The organism is Sorangium sp. So ce1014, assembly GCF_051521505.1.
Classification (GTDB): Bacteria; Myxococcota_A; Polyangia; order Polyangiales; family Polyangiaceae; genus Sorangium.
In genome coordinates, this window is record NZ_CP150356.1 from 9,994,541 (window position 1) to 10,009,689 (window position 15,149).

The 15,149-nt window shown below is 72.0% G+C and carries 16 protein-coding genes; 5 read left to right on the forward strand and 11 right to left on the reverse strand.

Annotated elements, in window-relative coordinates; genetic code table 11:
- Window positions 1-31: 31 nt before the first annotated feature.
- From secG to trxA, 5 genes are all read right to left on the reverse strand, one after another.
- Window positions 32-304 carry a preprotein translocase subunit SecG gene (gene secG / locus WME75_RS37905; RefSeq protein ID WP_437481453.1) on the reverse strand — a complete coding sequence of 91 codons (273 nt, stop codon included), beginning with the start codon at window positions 302-304 and terminating at the stop codon, window positions 32-34.
- 97 nt (window positions 305-401) lie between these two features.
- On the reverse strand, window positions 402-1,235 hold the full coding sequence (tpiA, locus tag WME75_RS37910; RefSeq protein WP_437495006.1) for a triose-phosphate isomerase: 834 nt from the start codon (window positions 1,233-1,235) through the stop codon (window positions 402-404).
- A 5-nt stretch (window positions 1,236-1,240) separates the two neighbouring features.
- Window positions 1,241-2,476, reverse strand: a complete 1,236-nt coding sequence (locus WME75_RS37915) for a phosphoglycerate kinase (protein ID WP_437481455.1) — start codon at window positions 2,474-2,476, stop codon at window positions 1,241-1,243.
- Between the two features lie 4 nt (window positions 2,477-2,480).
- Window positions 2,481-3,506, reverse strand: a complete 1,026-nt coding sequence (gene gap / locus WME75_RS37920) for a type I glyceraldehyde-3-phosphate dehydrogenase (RefSeq protein WP_437481457.1) — start codon at window positions 3,504-3,506, stop codon at window positions 2,481-2,483.
- 299 nt (window positions 3,507-3,805) lie between these two features.
- Window positions 3,806-4,129 (reverse strand): thioredoxin, encoded by a 324-nt coding sequence (trxA, locus tag WME75_RS37925; protein WP_437481459.1) that lies wholly within the window; start codon window positions 4,127-4,129, stop codon window positions 3,806-3,808.
- 268 nt (window positions 4,130-4,397) lie between these two features.
- On the opposite strand from trxA, the gene WME75_RS37930 reads away from it, so the two are divergent.
- On the forward strand, window positions 4,398-5,120 hold the full coding sequence (locus WME75_RS37930; protein ID WP_437481461.1) for a polyprenol monophosphomannose synthase: 723 nt from the start codon (window positions 4,398-4,400) through the stop codon (window positions 5,118-5,120).
- Between the two features lie 37 nt (window positions 5,121-5,157).
- On the opposite strand, the gene WME75_RS37935 is transcribed toward WME75_RS37930, so the two are convergent.
- Window positions 5,158-6,579, reverse strand: a complete 1,422-nt coding sequence (locus WME75_RS37935) for a serine/threonine protein kinase (RefSeq protein WP_437481463.1) — start codon at window positions 6,577-6,579, stop codon at window positions 5,158-5,160.
- A gap of 131 nt (window positions 6,580-6,710) precedes the next feature.
- Between WME75_RS37935 and WME75_RS37940 the strand changes: the two genes are divergently transcribed.
- Together WME75_RS37940 and WME75_RS37945 are read left to right on the forward strand one after the other, a co-directional pair.
- Window positions 6,711-7,613: an SPFH domain-containing protein gene (locus WME75_RS37940; RefSeq protein ID WP_437481464.1), complete on the forward strand. Its 903-nt coding sequence runs from the start codon at window positions 6,711-6,713 to the stop codon at window positions 7,611-7,613.
- Entirely contained in the window at window positions 7,610-8,584 is a 975-nt protein-coding gene (locus tag WME75_RS37945) for a hypothetical protein (protein ID WP_437481466.1), read from the forward strand. The genes WME75_RS37940 and WME75_RS37945 overlap by 4 nt, the downstream gene beginning before the upstream one ends.
- 72 nt (window positions 8,585-8,656) lie before the next feature.
- Here the strand turns inward: WME75_RS37945 and WME75_RS37950 are convergent, their stop codons facing one another.
- Both WME75_RS37950 and WME75_RS37955 read right to left on the reverse strand, forming a co-directional pair.
- Window positions 8,657-9,307 carry an alpha-ketoglutarate-dependent dioxygenase AlkB family protein gene (locus tag WME75_RS37950; RefSeq protein ID WP_437495008.1) on the reverse strand — a complete coding sequence of 217 codons (651 nt, stop codon included), beginning with the start codon at window positions 9,305-9,307 and terminating at the stop codon, window positions 8,657-8,659.
- Between the two features lie 62 nt (window positions 9,308-9,369).
- The gene (locus tag WME75_RS37955) at window positions 9,370-10,587 is read right to left on the reverse strand and encodes an STAS domain-containing protein (protein WP_437481468.1); all 1,218 of its coding nucleotides are present in this window, start codon (window positions 10,585-10,587) and stop codon (window positions 9,370-9,372) included.
- A 141-nt stretch (window positions 10,588-10,728) separates the two neighbouring features.
- Here WME75_RS37955 and WME75_RS37960 point away from each other — a divergent pair, with 141 nt between their 5' ends.
- Window positions 10,729-11,229 carry an amidohydrolase family protein gene (locus WME75_RS37960; RefSeq protein ID WP_437481470.1) on the forward strand — a complete coding sequence of 167 codons (501 nt, stop codon included), beginning with the start codon at window positions 10,729-10,731 and terminating at the stop codon, window positions 11,227-11,229.
- A gap of 182 nt (window positions 11,230-11,411) precedes the next feature.
- Window positions 11,412-12,635, forward strand: a complete 1,224-nt coding sequence (locus WME75_RS37965) for a Bcr/CflA family multidrug efflux MFS transporter (RefSeq protein ID WP_437481471.1) — start codon at window positions 11,412-11,414, stop codon at window positions 12,633-12,635.
- On the opposite strand, the gene WME75_RS37970 is transcribed toward WME75_RS37965, so the two are convergent.
- From WME75_RS37970 to WME75_RS37980, 3 genes are all read right to left on the reverse strand, one after another.
- The gene (locus WME75_RS37970; protein WP_437481473.1) at window positions 12,613-12,999 is read right to left on the reverse strand and encodes a hypothetical protein; all 387 of its coding nucleotides are present in this window, start codon (window positions 12,997-12,999) and stop codon (window positions 12,613-12,615) included. The two genes, WME75_RS37965 and WME75_RS37970, sit on opposite strands and share 23 nt — an antisense overlap.
- Before the next feature lie 264 nt (window positions 13,000-13,263).
- Entirely contained in the window at window positions 13,264-14,223 is a 960-nt protein-coding gene (locus WME75_RS37975) for a gluconeogenesis factor YvcK family protein (RefSeq protein WP_437481475.1), read from the reverse strand.
- 45 nt (window positions 14,224-14,268) lie between these two features.
- Entirely contained in the window at window positions 14,269-15,027 is a 759-nt protein-coding gene (locus WME75_RS37980) for a DNA methyltransferase (RefSeq protein ID WP_437495010.1), read from the reverse strand.
- Window positions 15,028-15,149 lie beyond the last annotated feature (122 nt).

Consider the following 15,149-nt stretch of genomic DNA (forward strand, 5'->3'; position numbering starts at 1 on the left):
CCGACGCGGGAGCGGGCCGTAGCACGCGGGCCTACTTCTCCTGGGATTGCTCGAACTCGCGCAGCGCGCGGTCGCCCGCCGACGAGAGGTAAGCGAGCGACACGCTCGTCGCCATGAAGACGGCGGCGCAGGCGGCCGTGAGGCGGGTCATGAAGTTGCCGGCGCCGCGGCCGCCGAACACCTGGGCCGTCGCGCCGCCCATGGCCGAGCCCATCCCGCCCCCGCGGCCCTGCTGGAGGAGCACGACGAGGATCAGGAACAGACAGACGAACACGTGCACGATGTTGAGGAACGTGTGAAGCATCGGCGTCTTTCGGCTGGGTGATCTGGCCCGCGCGACGGGCCCAGGGGGCAAGGGGGCAGGCCGGCGCTCCCGTCGCGAGACGGGAGCGGCCCGCGATCTACCCCTGTTCGGCGCGCTCCGCCAGTCGGTGCGCGGCCTCGACGATCTTGGCGAAGCCGGCGGCGTCGAGCGAGGCCCCGCCGACCAGCGCGCCGTCGATATCGTCCTGGGCGAGCAGCGCATCGGCGTTGTCGGCCTTGACGCTGCCGCCGTAGAGGATGCGCGTGACGAGAGCGAGGTCCTCCGAGGCCTTCGCGAGCAGGCCGCGGATGAACGCGTGCACCTCCTGGGCGTCCTCGGCGCGGGCGACCTTGCCCGTCCCGATCGCCCAGACCGGCTCGTAGGCGATGACGCCGAAGCCGGGCTGCTTGGCCAGCTCGTCGAGGAAGGCGCGGACCTGGCGCTCGACCACGGCGAGCGTCTCGCCCGCCTCGCGCTGCTCGAGCGTCTCGCCGACGCAGACGATGGGGCGCAGCTCGGCCGCGATCGACGAGGCGACCTTCCGGGCGACCGACTCGTCGGTCTCGGCGAACAGCTGCCGCCGCTCGCTGTGGCCGAGGATGACCCAGGTCGCGCCCGCGTCCTTGAGCATGCCCGAGGCGATCTCGCCGGTGAACGCCCCGGAGACCTCGGCGCTCATGTTCTGCGCGGCGATGCCGATCTCGCTCCTCGCCTCCGCGAGCTCGTGGGCCACGGCGGCGATCGCGGTGAACGGCGGCGCGATCACCACCTCGGCCCGGGTGAGCTCGCGGGTCGCCTTGGCGACGGCCGCCGCCAGCGGGCAGGCGTCCTGCCCCCCGGCGTTCATCTTCCAGTTGCCGGCGATGAGCGGACGACGCGAGGCCGCCCGCGGGGCGACGCCCGTGGCTTCGGGCGTGCCCCCGTCGTTCACGGGCTTCACTCGCTCACCTCGGCCGACCGGAGCGCCTCGACGCCGGGCAGCCGCTTGCCCTCGATGAGCTCGAGCGAAGCGCCGCCGCCGGTCGAGATGTGGTCGAAGCCCTGGGCGATCTGCTCGCCGGCCTGCTTGACCGCCGCCGCGCTGTCGCCGCCGCCGACCACCGTGAAGCCGGACGCGCCGCTCATGATGCGCGCGACGTCGAACGTGCCCCTGGAGAAGGCGGGCGTCTCGAAGAGGCCCATGGGGCCGTTCCAGAAAACCGTCTTCGCCTTCTCGATCGCCTTGCCGAACAGCTCGATCGAGCGGGGGCCGATGTCGAGCGCCATCGTGCCCTCGGGGATCGCGTCGACCGACGCGGGCTCGCCCTCCGTCGCGTCGATGCTCGAGGCGACGACGGCGTCGACGGGCAGCAGGAGCTGGATGCCCCGGTCGCGCGCCTTGCTCATGATCGTGCGCGCGAGCGGGAGCTTGTCCTCCTCGATCCGGCTCTTCTGGACGTTCTTGCCCTGCGCGGCGAGGAAGGTGTTCGCCATCGCGCCGCCGATGCACAGGGTGTCGACCACGTTGAGGAGCGCGTCGACGACGTCGATCTTGTCGGAGACCTTGGCGCCGCCGAGGACGGCGACGTACGGCTTCTCCGGGCGATCGGTGAGCCGGGTCAGCGCCTTGAGCTCCTTCAGGAGGAGCAGGCCGGCGGCGCGCTCGCGCACGAGGCGCGGCAGCGCGTGCACCGACGCGTGGGCGCGGTGCACGGCGCCGAAGGCGTCGTCGACGTAGACGTCGCAGAGCTCGCTGAGCTGGCGCGCGAAGCCCTCGTCGTCCTTCTCCTCCTCCGGGTGGAAGCGGAGGTTCTCCAGGAGACAGACCTGGCCCGCGCGCAGGTCGTAGATGACCTTCTTGGGCGAGTCGCCGACGCAGTCGTCGGGCAGGTGGACCTCGTAACCGGTGAGCTCACTGAGCCGCCCCCCGCACGGCTCCAGCGAGAGCCCCTCGGTCTTGCCCGGCTTCGGGCGGCCGAGGTGCGACGCGAGGATCACCTTCGCGCCCGCTTCCATGACGAGCTTGATCGTCGGGATCGCCTCGCGGATGCGCGAGTCGTCCGTGATCTTGCCCGTCTTCTTGTCGAGCGGGACGTTGAAGTCGACGCGGATGAAGACGCGCTTGCCGCTGAGGCCGCCGGCGTCGCCGGCCGCGGCGAGGTCCTCGACGGAGCGGATTCCGGTGAGCTTCACGGCGCTACACGCCCTTCTTCGCCACGAGCCGCGCGAGGTCGATCATGCGGTTCGAGAAGCCCCACTCGTTGTCGTACCACGAGAAGATCTTCGCGAAGCGGTCGCCGAGGACCGACGTCATGGTGGCGTCGAACGTGCTGGACGCGGGCGTGCCGATGAAGTCGCCCGAGACGAGCTCCCGCTCCGTGTAGTCGAGGATGTCCTTCATCGGACCCTGGTCGGCGGCCTGCTTCATCGCGGCGTGGATGCTCTCCTTCGTGACCGGCTTCTCGGTCTCGAGGGTGAGGTCCACGAGCGAGACGTCGACCGTGGGGACGCGGATCGCGAGCCCGTCGAACTTGCCCTTGAGCGCCGGGATGACCTCGGAGAGCGCCTTGGCGGCGCCGGTGCTCGAGGGGATCATGTTGACCGCGGCGGCGCGCGCGCGGCGCAGGTCGCCCTTCCGGTGCGGGACGTCGAGCAGGTGCTGGTCGTTCGTGTACGAGTGCACCGTCGTCATCAGGCCGCGGACGATGCCGAAGTTGTCGAGCATCACCTTGGCGACGGGGGCGAGGCAGTTCGTCGTGCAGGAGCCGCACGAGATGATCGTGTGCTTCTGCGCGTCGTAGAGCTCGTCGTTCACGCCCATCACGACCGTGAGGTCGTGGCCCTTGGCCGGCGCGCTGATGATCACGCGCTTGGCGCCGGCGTTCAGGTGAGCGGCGGCCTTGGCCTTGTCCGTGAAGAGGCCCGTGCACTCGAGGACGATGTCGACGCCGAGGCTCTTCCACGGCAGCTCGGCCGGGTCCTTCAGCGCGAGGATCTCGATCTTCTGGTCGCCGATGCTGATGTGCTTGTCACCAGCGCCGACCTTCGCCGCCTTGAACTCGCGGTGGACCGAGTCGTACTGGAAGAGGTGGGCGAGGGTCTTCGGATCCGTCAGGTCGTTGATGGCGACCAGCTCGATATCCTTCACGCCGCGCTCGACGAGCGCGCGGACAATGCAACGTCCGATGCGCCCAAAACCGTTAATTGCGATCTTCGTCGCCATCACGAACTCCTGGGAAAGTGGCCGGCGCGATACGTAGTCACCTCGCGCGCGACGGTCAAGCAAAGCCTCAGCGCGCGCGGCGCACGCGACGAAGCGGCCTCTCGCCGGGGCGTCGTGGCGCGAGCGCGCCGGGGCCGGTGGGTCGGGCGGGGCGTTCGATCGAGCGAGGTGTTCGGTCGGCGTCTGGCCGGCGTTAGGCCGGCGTCTGGCCGGCGCTTGGCCGGCGTTCGAGCGGGCGAGGCGCTCGGTCGGCGCCGCGGGGCTGCGTCGCGCGGGCCTCGAGGCGGGGGAGCTCTCGCTCAGACGCCGAGGAGCCGGAGCAGGTTGTCGCGGCTCGTGAGGCCGACCTGCACGCCCTTCTTCTCGCCGCCCTGGAACACCATCACCGTCGGAACGCTCCGCACGCCGTACTTGCGGGTGGTCTCCGGAGCACCGTCGATGTCGAGCTTGGCGACCTTCACCTTGCCCTGGAAATCGTCCGCGATCTTGTCGACGATCGGGGCGAGCGCCTTGCAGGGCCCGCACCAGGTGGCCGTGAAATCCACGAGAACGGGGACGGGGGATTTCAGGACTTCAGACTCGAAATTCTGGTCGGTGAGGGTGTGGACGTTCTGGCTCGCCATGTTTGTCTCCGTCGGTGCCGCGCTGTTCAGGTTCAGGGCCGCACCCCTGTGCGCAGGGTGTGACCCCACGAGTTGACCGAGGCTGTTCCAGCCGATCGGCCCGATGCAGAGCGGACGCCCTGTCGGGAAAGGAAATTAACTGGCGCGCACGTTTCCGGCAACCGCCAACCGGCGAGGCCCCGGGCGCGCCCCCCGCAGATCCTTCCGCTCGCGCCGCCGTTTTGGTAGATCCGCGCGCGAGCGTCCGCTCGCGCCGCGCCGAGCCAGGATGGCCCCCCGAATCCTCATCATCACGCCGACGTACAACGAGCGAGACAACCTCGCCGAGTTCGTGAGCTCCGTCCTCGCGACGGTCCCGGACGCGCACGTGCTCGTCGTCGACGACGCGTCGCCGGACGGGACAGGCGCCCTCGGCGATGAGCTCGCCGCCCGCGACGGGCGCGTCCAGGTGCTCCACCGCCCGGCCAAGCTCGGGCTCGGCACCGCCTACCTGGAGGGGTTCCAGCGCGCGCTGGACGGCGGCTACGACGTCGCCTTCGAGATGGACGCGGATCTCTCGCACGACCCGGGCCACCTGCCAGCCTTCCTCGACGCGATCGCCCGGGGCGCGGACGTGGTCCTCGGCTCGCGCAACGTGCCGGGGGGCGGCGTCGAGGGCTGGGGCCTCGGGCGGCACGCGCTCTCGAAGGGCGGCTCGCTCTACGCGCGGACCCTCCTGGGCGTCGGCGTCCGCGACCTCACGACCGGCTACAAGGCGTTCACGCGGCGCGCGCTCCTCTCGCTCGATCTCGGCAGCGTGCGCTCGAACGGCTACGCGTTCCAGATCGAGACGACCTACCGCGCGCTCCGCAAAGGGCTCCGCGTGGTCGAGGTGCCGATCGTGTTCGTCGACCGCCGCGCCGGCCACTCGAAGATGAGCCGGAGGATCTTCGCCGAGGCGATCGTCGAGGTCTTCCGCCTGAAGCTCGACGCCGCGCGCGGGCGCATCTGACCGCCGCGCCCGGCCGGAGCGCGAGCGCGACCGGCGCTCAGCGCCTGCCCGTGCGCGGCGGCCTCGACGCGGCGCTCGACCTGGCCCGCTCGTCGGCCTCGATGTCGCCGAGCTCCTCGTCCTGCGCCTCGTCGAGATCGACGTCGTGGATGCGCGATCGCCCGGGGGGCTCCTGGTCCTCGACGCGCACGCGCGCCGCCGCGCCCTGATCGCGCTGGGCGGCGCCGTCCGGCGCGGGGCGCCCGCGAACGACGCGGGTGGCGCGGAGCAGCGCGAGCTCGGCGACGCGGCCGGCCCGGCGCACGCTCGGCGCGGCCTGCTCGCGCAGCACCCGGCCGAACACCAGCGACAGCAGCGTGAGCACCGTCGGGACGACCACCCCGAGCGCGAGGCCGACCGCGATGCGCGCGACGGTGAGGCCGAACATCGCGCCCACGAGCGGGAGGCCGTCGAGGCCGCGCCACGGCGCCGTGACCCCCTCGGGCCCGCGCGGGCGCCGCTCCTGCTCGTGCGCGCGCCGCGCCGCCTTGCGCGCGTCGCGCTCCGCCTTGCGCGCGTCGCGGTACGCCTTGCGCGCGTCGCGCTCCGCCTTGCGCGCGTCGCTGTACGCCTTGCGCGCGTCGCGCTCCGAGGGGCGCCCGGCGCGCGGCCGCTCGGGGGACGCGCCGCCCGCGTCGAGCTCCGCGAGCAGCGGCGCGAGGCGCGCGGCGCGGCGCTCCGGATCCGGCTCCAGCATCGCGGAGAGGGCCCGGACGAGGCGCGGATCCGCGCGGCCGCCGAGGGCCGCGGGCACGTCGATCGCGAGCCCGCGGTGCGGCAGGTTCTCCGGCTCCTCGCCGGTGAGCAGGCAGAGCGCGGTCGCGCCGACGGCGTAGACGTCCGACGCCGGCAGCGCGCGCCCCTGGAACTGCTCCGGCGCCATGTACCCGAAGGTGCCGACCACGGTGCTCCCGCCCTCGGGGCGCAGGCGATCACGGACCGCGCCGAAGTCGACGATCGCGAAGGAGCCGTCGGGCCGGCGGATCACGTTGTTCGGCTTGATGTCGCGGTGGATGACCGGCGGCGCGCGGCCGTGCAGGTAGTCGAGCACGCCCGAGGCGTCCCGCAAGAACCGGACGACCTCGTCCGGCCCGAGCACGGCGCGGCGGCGGCGCATCGCGCCCAGGCTCTCGCCGTCGATCTTCTCCATCACGAGGAAGAGCGCTCCGTCCTCCTCGAAATGATCGAGGTAGGCCGGCAGGCTCGGATGCGAGAGTGAGGCGAGCACGCGCGCCTCGCGCTCGGCGAGCTCCACGCTCTTCCAGCTCGAGGCGCCGCGGATATGGAACCGCTTGATCGCGACGAGCTTGCCGAGCCGCTTGTCGACCGCCTCGAGCGTGTGCCCCTGAGCCCCTTCGCCCAGGGCGCGCGTGACCACGTAGCGCCCGTCGCGCAACGGCTGGCTCGGCTCGTCACCCATCGCGGGAGCGAGGGTACACCGCCCGCGCAGCGACACCAGCGCGAAGCCGCGCCGGGGCGCCCGCGGTGGCCGCGCGGCGCGAGCGTCCGGCAGCGCGGCCATCGCGGAGCGCTCTGCTAGAGTCGCAGGCGATGTCCCTGATCCTCACCCTGCTCGCGGCGTTCGCGGTCTTCTACCTCCTGTCGGGGCTGCGGCAGATCAACCAGTGGGAGGTGGCGCTGCGCTTCACGCTCGGCAAGCTGACCGGCCGCGTGACCCCCGGGATCACGCTGTACCTCCCGGGGATCCAGGAGCTCCGGCGCATCGACACGCGGATGAAGAACCGCGATCTCCTCCAGCAGATGGTGATCACCCGCGACAACGTGACCACCATGGTCGATGCGGTCGTCTACTACCGCGTCGTCGATCCGGAGCGGGCCACGCTCGCCGTCGAGAACTACGAGACGGCGATGAAGGACCGCGCGAAGGTCGTGCTGCGCGACGTGGTGGGCGAGACGCGGCTCGACGAGCTGCTCGCGCACCGCGAGGAGGTCGCCGCCAAGGTGCGCGCGCAGGTCGAGGCGGTCGCGGAGGCGTGGGGGCTGCACGTGGATATGATCGGCCTCCAGGACATCGCGCTGCCGCCGCAGATGCAGGAGGTGCTCGCGAAGGGGGCCATCGCCGAGCGCGATCGGCGCTACGTGGTCATCAAGAGCGAGGCCGACGTGGAGAGCGCGAAGAACTTCGCCGAGGCGGCGAGCATCCTCGCGCGCTCGCCCGGGGCGATGGAGCTCCGGCGCTTCGAGGCGCTCGCGAACCTCAGCCAGGGCAACACAAAGGTCATCTTCGACCTGGCGAAGCCGTACGACGACCTGCGGCACACGGCGGTGGCCATGGCGGAGGCGGCCGTCACCGAGTCGAAGCCCCAGCGCGTCCATGAGGGGCACCGCGCGGTCGACGCCGAGGCGCAGCGCGAGGCCGAGGCGGCGCTCGAGGCGGACGCCGCGCTCGAGGAGCAGCGGACGGCGCGGCGCGGGCGCATGGGCGGGGCGTGATCCCGGCGCTGACCGCGCTGAAGGCCGCCGTCGCGGCGCTGCTCGAGGCGCGCGGCGAGCGCGGGCTCTCCGCCCTCGTCGTCGGCGCCGAGCTCGCGGTCGCCGGGCCGCCCCAGCGGTGGACGATGGGGTCGCGCGAGGTGAGCGCGTCGCGCCTCTCGCTCGCCGTCGACGCGCCCGCGTTCGCGGCGCTCACGGCGGACGCGGCCCGCCTCGCGGCGGTGAAGGAGGCGTTCGCGAGCGCGGTCCGCACCCCGGAGACGGAGCTCGCCGATCTGACGCTGCTCCTGCGCCTGCCCGGCGCCGGGCGCGGGTGGAACCAGGTCTACCGGGAGGCCGCGCTCCCGGCCGCGCCGGAGCGGCCGCACCCCGACGCGGTCCTCGGCGGGGCGGCGGCGCTGCTCGACGCCTCGGGCGACGCGCGGGGCGCGGCGATGCTCCGCCGCGCGCGGCTCGAGGCAGCGCAGGTCCCGGGCAGCGGCGGGGTCCCGCTGGTCCGCTGCGTGGTGCGGCTCGACCCGGCGGACCGCGCCGCGCTCGACCGCGACGGCGAGCGCGCGGAGCGGCTGCAGCGCGCCGTGCGCAGCGCCGGCACGCGCGCCGCCGAGGCGGTCGCGTCCGTGGAGCTCGCCACGGCGCTCCGCCCGCTCGGCGGCGCGCCGCCGCTCGGCCCGGCCGAGGCGCCGGGCGCGCGGCTCGCGCGGGCGCTCGAGGCGCGCGGCGCCGTCGTGGTGCCGATCTCTCGCGACGAGGACGGGTCGGGCGGCGGGGGCGTGGAGCTCGCCGTCGTGGCGTCCGGGGAGCTCCTGCGTGTCCGGATCGTCGCGGCCGCCCCGGGGCGCGAGCGGGGCTGCGACGGCTGGAAAACCGAGAACATTCGCGCAATTACGGTCGCTGCCCAGGAGGTGGCGGCGCCGGAGCGCGCCGCGGAGCTCGCTGCGCTGCTCCTCGGCGGCGGCGACCTCGCCTGACGGGGCGCGCTGCGAGGACCGGCGGGCCGACCTCGCATCGCAGCGCGCCGTCGCGAGGGCGGCGCTGCCGCGCTACGTTCCCGCCCCGGCGCGCGGGCCCTGCGCAAGGATGTGCCTGAAGGTCAGGTTGATGCGCGGCCCCGCGCCGCGCTGCCTGGGCACGCCGTGGCGGTGATGGTGCTGGGTGGTCCCGCCCATCACCAGCAGGCTTCCCCCGCCGAGCTCCAGCTCCACGGCGGGAGCGTCCTTCCATTTCCGGGCGGGCTTGATGACGAAGCGGCGCGGCGCGCCGAGCGACACGGAGGCGATCAGCGGATTCGGCCCGAGCTCCTTCTCCGCGTCGGCGTGGAAGCCCATGGAGTCGGCGCCGCTGCGGTAATAATTCAAGAGGACGCTGTTGAACGCCGGGCGCGACGCGCGCGGAGGCTCGGCCACGGGGAGCTCGGCGCACGCCGACGCCACGCGCGCCCTGAGCTCGGCGAGCGGCGGCGACCATGGCTCGGGCGCCAGCGTCAGCCCCGAGTAGGTGTAGGCCGCGCCGGGGTCGCCGTACCAAGCCGACAGCCGCGGCTGGAGGAACTCGCTGCCGAAGAGCTTGATCTTGTCCTGCCGCCACGCGACCCCGGCGCGCAGCGCCTCGAAGAGCGCGTCCGCCTCCGCGCGCGGGAGCCACGGATCGAGGAGGGCGAACCAGCCGCCTTCGATGAGCTGCTCGATCCGCATGCGCACGAGGACCGACTAGCGCGCTCGCCGCGCGCGCGCCAGACAGCGCTGGCGCAGGGCCGTCAGCTCGCCGGCGCCTTGCCGGCGGGCGGATGGCCGGAGCGCGCGGGCGACTCGGCGCGGGTCATGCTCCGGATCGCGTAATTGAGCGCGGCGCGCAGGTTTCGCTGCGTGTTGAGCTGCGAGAGATCGAGCCCGAGCGAGACCATGGTCTGCGCGACGTTCGGCTTGATGCCGGCGACGATGCCGTCGGCCCCGAGCAGCCGGATCGCGGTGACGAGCTCGATCAGGTGGCTCGCGACCTGGGTGTCGACGACCTCGACGCCGGTGAGGTCGAGGATGGCGTAGCGCGCTTGCTTCTCGACGATCTTCGAGAGCAGGCTGTCCATGACGTCGGCGGTGCGCACGCTGTCGACCGTCCCCACCATGGGGAGCGTGAGCACGCCGTCCCAGACCTCGATGATCGGCGTGGAGAGATCGCGGATGACCTGCTGCTGCGCCTCGATCTGGTGCAGCTGAGCGCGCAGCTCGTTCTCTGTGCGCTTGGACGCCGAGATGTTGAACGACAACCCGAGCACGCCGCCCCCGGGCTCGCCGCGCCGGTCGTGAAGCGGGGTGACCCAGTTGTCCCAGTGGATACCGAGCGATTCCGTGCGAAAGCGGCGCACCTCCCCGTCGAACCACGTGCGCATGTCGCGCATCTCGGTGTCGGGCATGTCGGGGCCGCCTGCATCTGGCTGCTTTCCATAGAACTCGATCCAGTTGACCCCGGCGAGCTGCCCGGACTTGAGCCCGACGCTCTCGAGCCCCCTGCCGTCGTGATAGAAACAGACCCCGTCGGGATCGAGCGCCCACAACGATATGTTGTCGACGTGCTTGGCGATGCTGTCCAGGACGCGCGCCTTGTTGCGGAGGGTCGCCAGCTCCTCCTCGGCGACCTCGGGTATCGCCCGGAGCGCCCCGAAGACCGCGCTGCGATCGGGCGATCGCTTCGCCTTGCACGACAGCGGCCGGTATGCCCCACGCGCGTCGCGAAGGCGGACGCGGAACGAGGCCGGCTCGCCCGTCTGCTCGAGCTTCGCCCACACCTCCAGGAACGCGGCTCGATCCTCCGGGTGAGCGAGCTCTGCGAGCATCGTGCCCTCCTCGCTCGCGGGGCCGATGACCTCTCGCAGAGCATCGTTCTCGTGGAGCAGTCCGCCGGCGGCCGACGCGACGAAGAGCAGTTCAGGACAGCTGGCGAAAAACTCCGCGAGCAGCGAATGCGAAGCGATCTCCATCACGCGAGCATCTCCCTGAGGCAAAAAGACGGGCTCGAGGCTATCGCGCGTGATGCCCGCGGGGGAACCCCCATGCCCCCGCTTCGCTTGAATTCCTCAGGATCGCATGGTTCGTGACAGACCTTCCCAAGGAGGCGGCGGATGGAGTTCGAACTCGTCATTTCGCGGGGAACGATCCTCGATGGCAGCGGCCAGCCTCGCTACCTGGCGGACCTGGGGATCCAGAAGGGCAAGGTCGCCGCGATCGCCGGGCCGGGCGCGCTCGCGGGAGGGCGGACGCTCGACGCCGGCGGGCTCGCCGTCGCGCCCGGCTTCATCGATATCCACTCGCACATCGACTGGCTCCTCCCGCTGCCGGATCACGAGGACGTCCTCGCGCCGATGGTCGCTCAGGGCATCACGACCGTGGTGGCGGGCAATTGCGGGCACTCCCCTGCCCCGGTCACCGATGCGTCCGTTCCGCTGGTGGAGCACTCCGCCGAGATCCTGAAGGACGGAGATCTCGCCTACCAGCTCTCGCACCAGATCTTCATCGGCCGGCGAACGTGGCCCACGACGCGGTGGGTGCTCCGCGCGATCGAGCGGGCCGTGGACCGAGGGGTCGACGCCGCCTTCGACGCCTTCCCCTGGACGGCGTGCTGACGGGCAAGACCCGGCAGGGGCGCCTCCTGCGCAGGTAGACAGGCCGGGCAGGACGCGATGGACGTGCTCGATGGAGCGACGCCGCGCTGCCGACGCAGGAAGCCGGAGCTCGCATCCGCCGCGAGCACCGGGCGTCCCTGGCCGAGGGGCGCCGCGAGTCCTACATAGCTCGTCCGCCCAAGATGCTGAGCTCGCCCGTCCCGCGAAGGAGCCCCGTTTTCCTCGCCCTCATCCTCGGTGCGCTCACCGCGCTGGGTCCGCTCTCGATCGACATGTACCTGCCGAGCCTGCCGACGCTGCAGCGCGACCTCGGCACCACCGCGTCCGCGGTGCAGCTCACGCTCGCGGCGTACTTCGCGGGGCTCGGGCTGGGCCAGCTCGCTTACGGACCGTTGACCGATCGGTTCGGCCGCAAGCGCCCCCTGTACGCCGGTCTTGCGCTCTACGTGCTCGCCTCGATCGGGTGCGCGCTCGCCCCGAACGTGCAGTCGCTCATCGCGCTGCGCTTCCTCCAGGCCGTCGGCGGCGCTGCGGGGCAGGTCGTGACGCGGGCCGTGGTCCGCGACCTCTACGAAGGGGCCGCCGCCGCGCGGCTGCTCTCGCTGCTCATGCTCGTCATGGGGGCCGCGCCCATCCTCGCGCCGACCCTCGGCGGCTGGTTGCTCCTCGTCGCCGGCTGGCGGGTCATCTTCGCGCTGCTCGCCGCGCTCGGCCTCGGCTGCCTGGCGCTGATGGCCGCGGCGCTCCCCGAGACGGCTGTCGCGCGGACCGAGCGGCTCGATCTCCGGGCGATCGGCGCGCACCTGCGCGAGCTCGGGCGCGATCGCGCCTTCGTCGCGTACACGCTGACGGGCGCCTTCGCGCAGGCCGGCATGTTCGCGTACATCTCGGGCTCGCCGTTCGTGCTCATCGAGCTATTTCACGTCTCGCCCCAGCACTACGGCTGGCTCTTCGGCGCGAACGCGTTCGGCCTCATCGCCGGCGCCCAGGTGAACCACCGGCTGCTCGGGCGTCGCTCGCCGGCCTGGCTGCTCGCGCGGGCGACGGCCGCGATCACCGCGGTCGGCGCGGTCCTCCTCGCCGTCGCGGTCAGCCGCTGGGGCGGGCTCCCCGCCATGGTCGGCTCGCTCTTCGCATTCGTGGCGAGCCTCGGCTTCATCGGCTCCAACGCGACGGCGCTGGCAATGGACGGGCAGGGCGCCCGCGCCGGGCTCGCCTCCGCGGCGCTCGGCTCGACTCAGTTCGCGATCGCGGCCGGCGCCTCGTCGCTGGTCGGTCTCCTGAACGACGGCTCCGCGCGACCGATGGCGGCCGTCATGGCGGCCTGCGGAGCAGCCTCCTGGGCCGCGGGCGCGGCGGCCCGGCGGCTCGACGCGCGGGCGCTCAGACCCGCGACGAGGCCTTGAACGAATCGGACACGACCTTCTTCGCGAAGTCGACGATCTGATCCCTGGGGGCGTTCTGGATCGCGTACTTGACCACGTAGCCGCCGGCGACGAGGGTGAGCTGGCGCAGGATCTTCGAGCTCGCGAGCACGCCGAGCGCAAACGCCGCCCCGCCGATCGCGAGCGGAACGATGTACGGGACGTCCTTGACCTTGCCCTGGATGTCCTTGGCGAACTTGAGCAGCATGTCGAGGCTCACCCCGCCCTCGCCGCCCTGCGCCTGCTGCGAGCTCGACTCCTGCGAGCCGCCCTCCTGCGCGCCGCCCTCGTAGATTCCGTTCTTGTACCCGGTCGAAGTGTACTGGTCATTACCGATGGTGGTCATAGCGCTCTACCTCGTCCTGAAATGATCAGCCTCTGAGATGGCGATAGCCCGGCTCTATGCGAAGCACATACCAATCTGGACGACGGCGCAACGGACGCCGCAGCGACGATGAGCCGAGCCACTTGCCGCGGCCGCCGGGGCGAGTCGCGTGCGCGGGCGCCCGCCAGCGATGGGGCAACCTGGTGAGGCGTGGCAAATGATCCCGCACCGAGCGCTCCCGCGCGATCGGTGCACTCCATGCGGGCGCCGGACGTCCTCAGGGGCTCACCACCACGCGCGCTCCCGGGCGAGCGACACGATCGCGGACGAGAGCTTGTGCGGGTCGTGGCGGATCAGCTTGCCGCCGAACAGCAGGTCGGCGGGGACGAGGAGGTCGGAGGCGAGCCGCCTGTCCGGCGAGGTCACGACCGGCTCGGAGCCGGCGGAGGCGTACTCCGGGAAGCTGGCCGAGGGCCACACGTCGTTGAACAGCACCGCATCGAGCCGGGCCTCCCCGAGGTACATCGCGATGGTCCCCACGAAGTCCTCGACCGTGTAACCGGGCGTCTCGTTGGGCTTCGTCATGAGATTGCACACGAACAGCGCGCGGGCGCGGCTCGCCGCGATGGCCTCGCGCACCCCCTTGACGAGGAGGTTCGGGACGAGGCTCGTGTAGAGGTCGCCCGGCCCGAGGATGATGAGATCCGCGTCCGCGATCGCCTCGAGCGCCGCTGGATAGGCCCTGGCCTCGGGATCCAGATAGACCGAGAGCACGGGCGCATCGAGCATGTCGGAGAGGTTGTCAATCGACGCCTCCCCGCGGAGGGTCCGGTCGTTCTCGAGGTGCATCACGAGATCGACCTGATCCATCGTGACGGGGAGGACGCGGTTCTTGACGGAGAAGATCTCGTGCAGGCGCTCGACCGTGAGGGGGAGCGAGCCGGTGATCTCCTGCACCGCGGTGAATATCAGATTGCGCAGGGTGTGCCCGCCGAGGCTCCCCGACCTGAAGCGATGGCCGAGCAGCTCCTTCAGCGCCGCCGGGTGCTCGGACAGGGCGACGAGGCAACGTGTGAAGTCGCCGGGGGGCAGGAGACCGTACTCGTCCCGGAGCCTGCCGGAGCTCCCGCCCGAGTCCATCATGGTCACGATCGCGGTGATGCGAGCGCTCAGGTCGCGCAGGCCCGTGAGGAGCGTGTAATGGCCCGTTCCTCCTCCCACCGTCACGATCCTCGGCGTCGCCATGGGGGAGCAGGGTACCATGCGGAGGAGCGAGCCCGACACCGGCCGTCACGCCGCCGAGATCTCGGCGCGCGGCCGCGGCATGCACTTCGCGAGGCGGCTCGACGCGACGGCGTGGTATGCGGGCGCGATCTCGGCGCTGTAGCAGCGCCTCCCCGCGGCGAAGGCCGCCACCGCGACCGAGCAGAGCCCGCCGAACGGCTCCCAGACGACATCGCCCGGATCGGAAGAGGCCCGGATGATGCGATCGAGCAGCTTGAGGGGCTTCTGGTTGCCGTGGACGGAGCGGGTCTCCTCCTTGAAGCGCTCGGCGCCGCGGACCGCGGGCTCGCGCCAGACGTTGGTCACCCCGACCTCGCAATGGAACTTCGCGCGCAGGCTGGCCCATTCAGGGCCCGTCAGCGGCCGCTTGCCGTCGACCGAGAAGTAGGGCCGCCCCTCGGGGCGGCCGTGCGCGTTCGCGAACGCGACGAGCCGCTCGAAGGCCTCGGCCGGAGGATAATACCAGAGGTGGCAGCGCGTGAAATACTTCCTCGTGGCGGCGTTCTTCACGCCGCACGCCTCGTTCGTGTGGCGCAGCGGGAGGCCCGAGCGCTCCCACTCGTGCCGTAGCCAGTCCTTGAGGGGCAGCCCCGCGCCGCCGCTCTCCAGGAGGACCTTGCGCACGTACTGCACGCACACCTCGCTCACGACCGGGAACTTGCGCAGCGTCCGGGTGTTCGCGTTGCCCGCGATGTGGGCGATCCCCTTGTCCCACACATGGCAGCTCCGGTACTCCCAGCCGTGCTGATCGAGCAGCGGGTGCACGGTCGCCCAGCCGATCTCGGTCCCCCAGAACCACAGGGTGGCGGACGGCAAGGCGCGCTCCGACCAGGCGGCGACGTGGGGCGCGTACCACGCGGCGAGCTCCTTGTGCGTCGGCGGGTCGC

Coding starts and splice junctions, on each gene's coding strand:
- secG (WP_437481453.1), bottom strand. CDS start 304: ATGCTTCACACGTTCCTCAACATCGTGCACGTGTTCGTCTGTCTGTTC.
- gap (WP_437481457.1), bottom strand. CDS start 3,506: ATGGCGACGAAGATCGCAATTAACGGTTTTGGGCGCATCGGACGTTGC.
- trxA (WP_437481459.1), bottom strand. CDS start 4,129: ATGGCGAGCCAGAACGTCCACACCCTCACCGACCAGAATTTCGAGTCT.
- WME75_RS37930 (WP_437481461.1), top strand. CDS start 4,398: ATGGCCCCCCGAATCCTCATCATCACGCCGACGTACAACGAGCGAGAC.
- WME75_RS37935 (WP_437481463.1), bottom strand. CDS start 6,579: ATGGGTGACGAGCCGAGCCAGCCGTTGCGCGACGGGCGCTACGTGGTC.
- WME75_RS37940 (WP_437481464.1), top strand. CDS start 6,711: ATGTCCCTGATCCTCACCCTGCTCGCGGCGTTCGCGGTCTTCTACCTC.
- WME75_RS37950 (WP_437495008.1), bottom strand. CDS start 9,307: ATGCGGATCGAGCAGCTCATCGAAGGCGGCTGGTTCGCCCTCCTCGAT.
- WME75_RS37955 (WP_437481468.1), bottom strand. CDS start 10,587: ATGGAGATCGCTTCGCATTCGCTGCTCGCGGAGTTTTTCGCCAGCTGT.
- WME75_RS37960 (WP_437481470.1), top strand. CDS start 10,729: ATGGAGTTCGAACTCGTCATTTCGCGGGGAACGATCCTCGATGGCAGC.
- WME75_RS37965 (WP_437481471.1), top strand. CDS start 11,412: ATGCTGAGCTCGCCCGTCCCGCGAAGGAGCCCCGTTTTCCTCGCCCTC.
- WME75_RS37970 (WP_437481473.1), bottom strand. CDS start 12,999: ATGACCACCATCGGTAATGACCAGTACACTTCGACCGGGTACAAGAAC.
- WME75_RS37975 (WP_437481475.1), bottom strand. CDS start 14,223: ATGGCGACGCCGAGGATCGTGACGGTGGGAGGAGGAACGGGCCATTAC.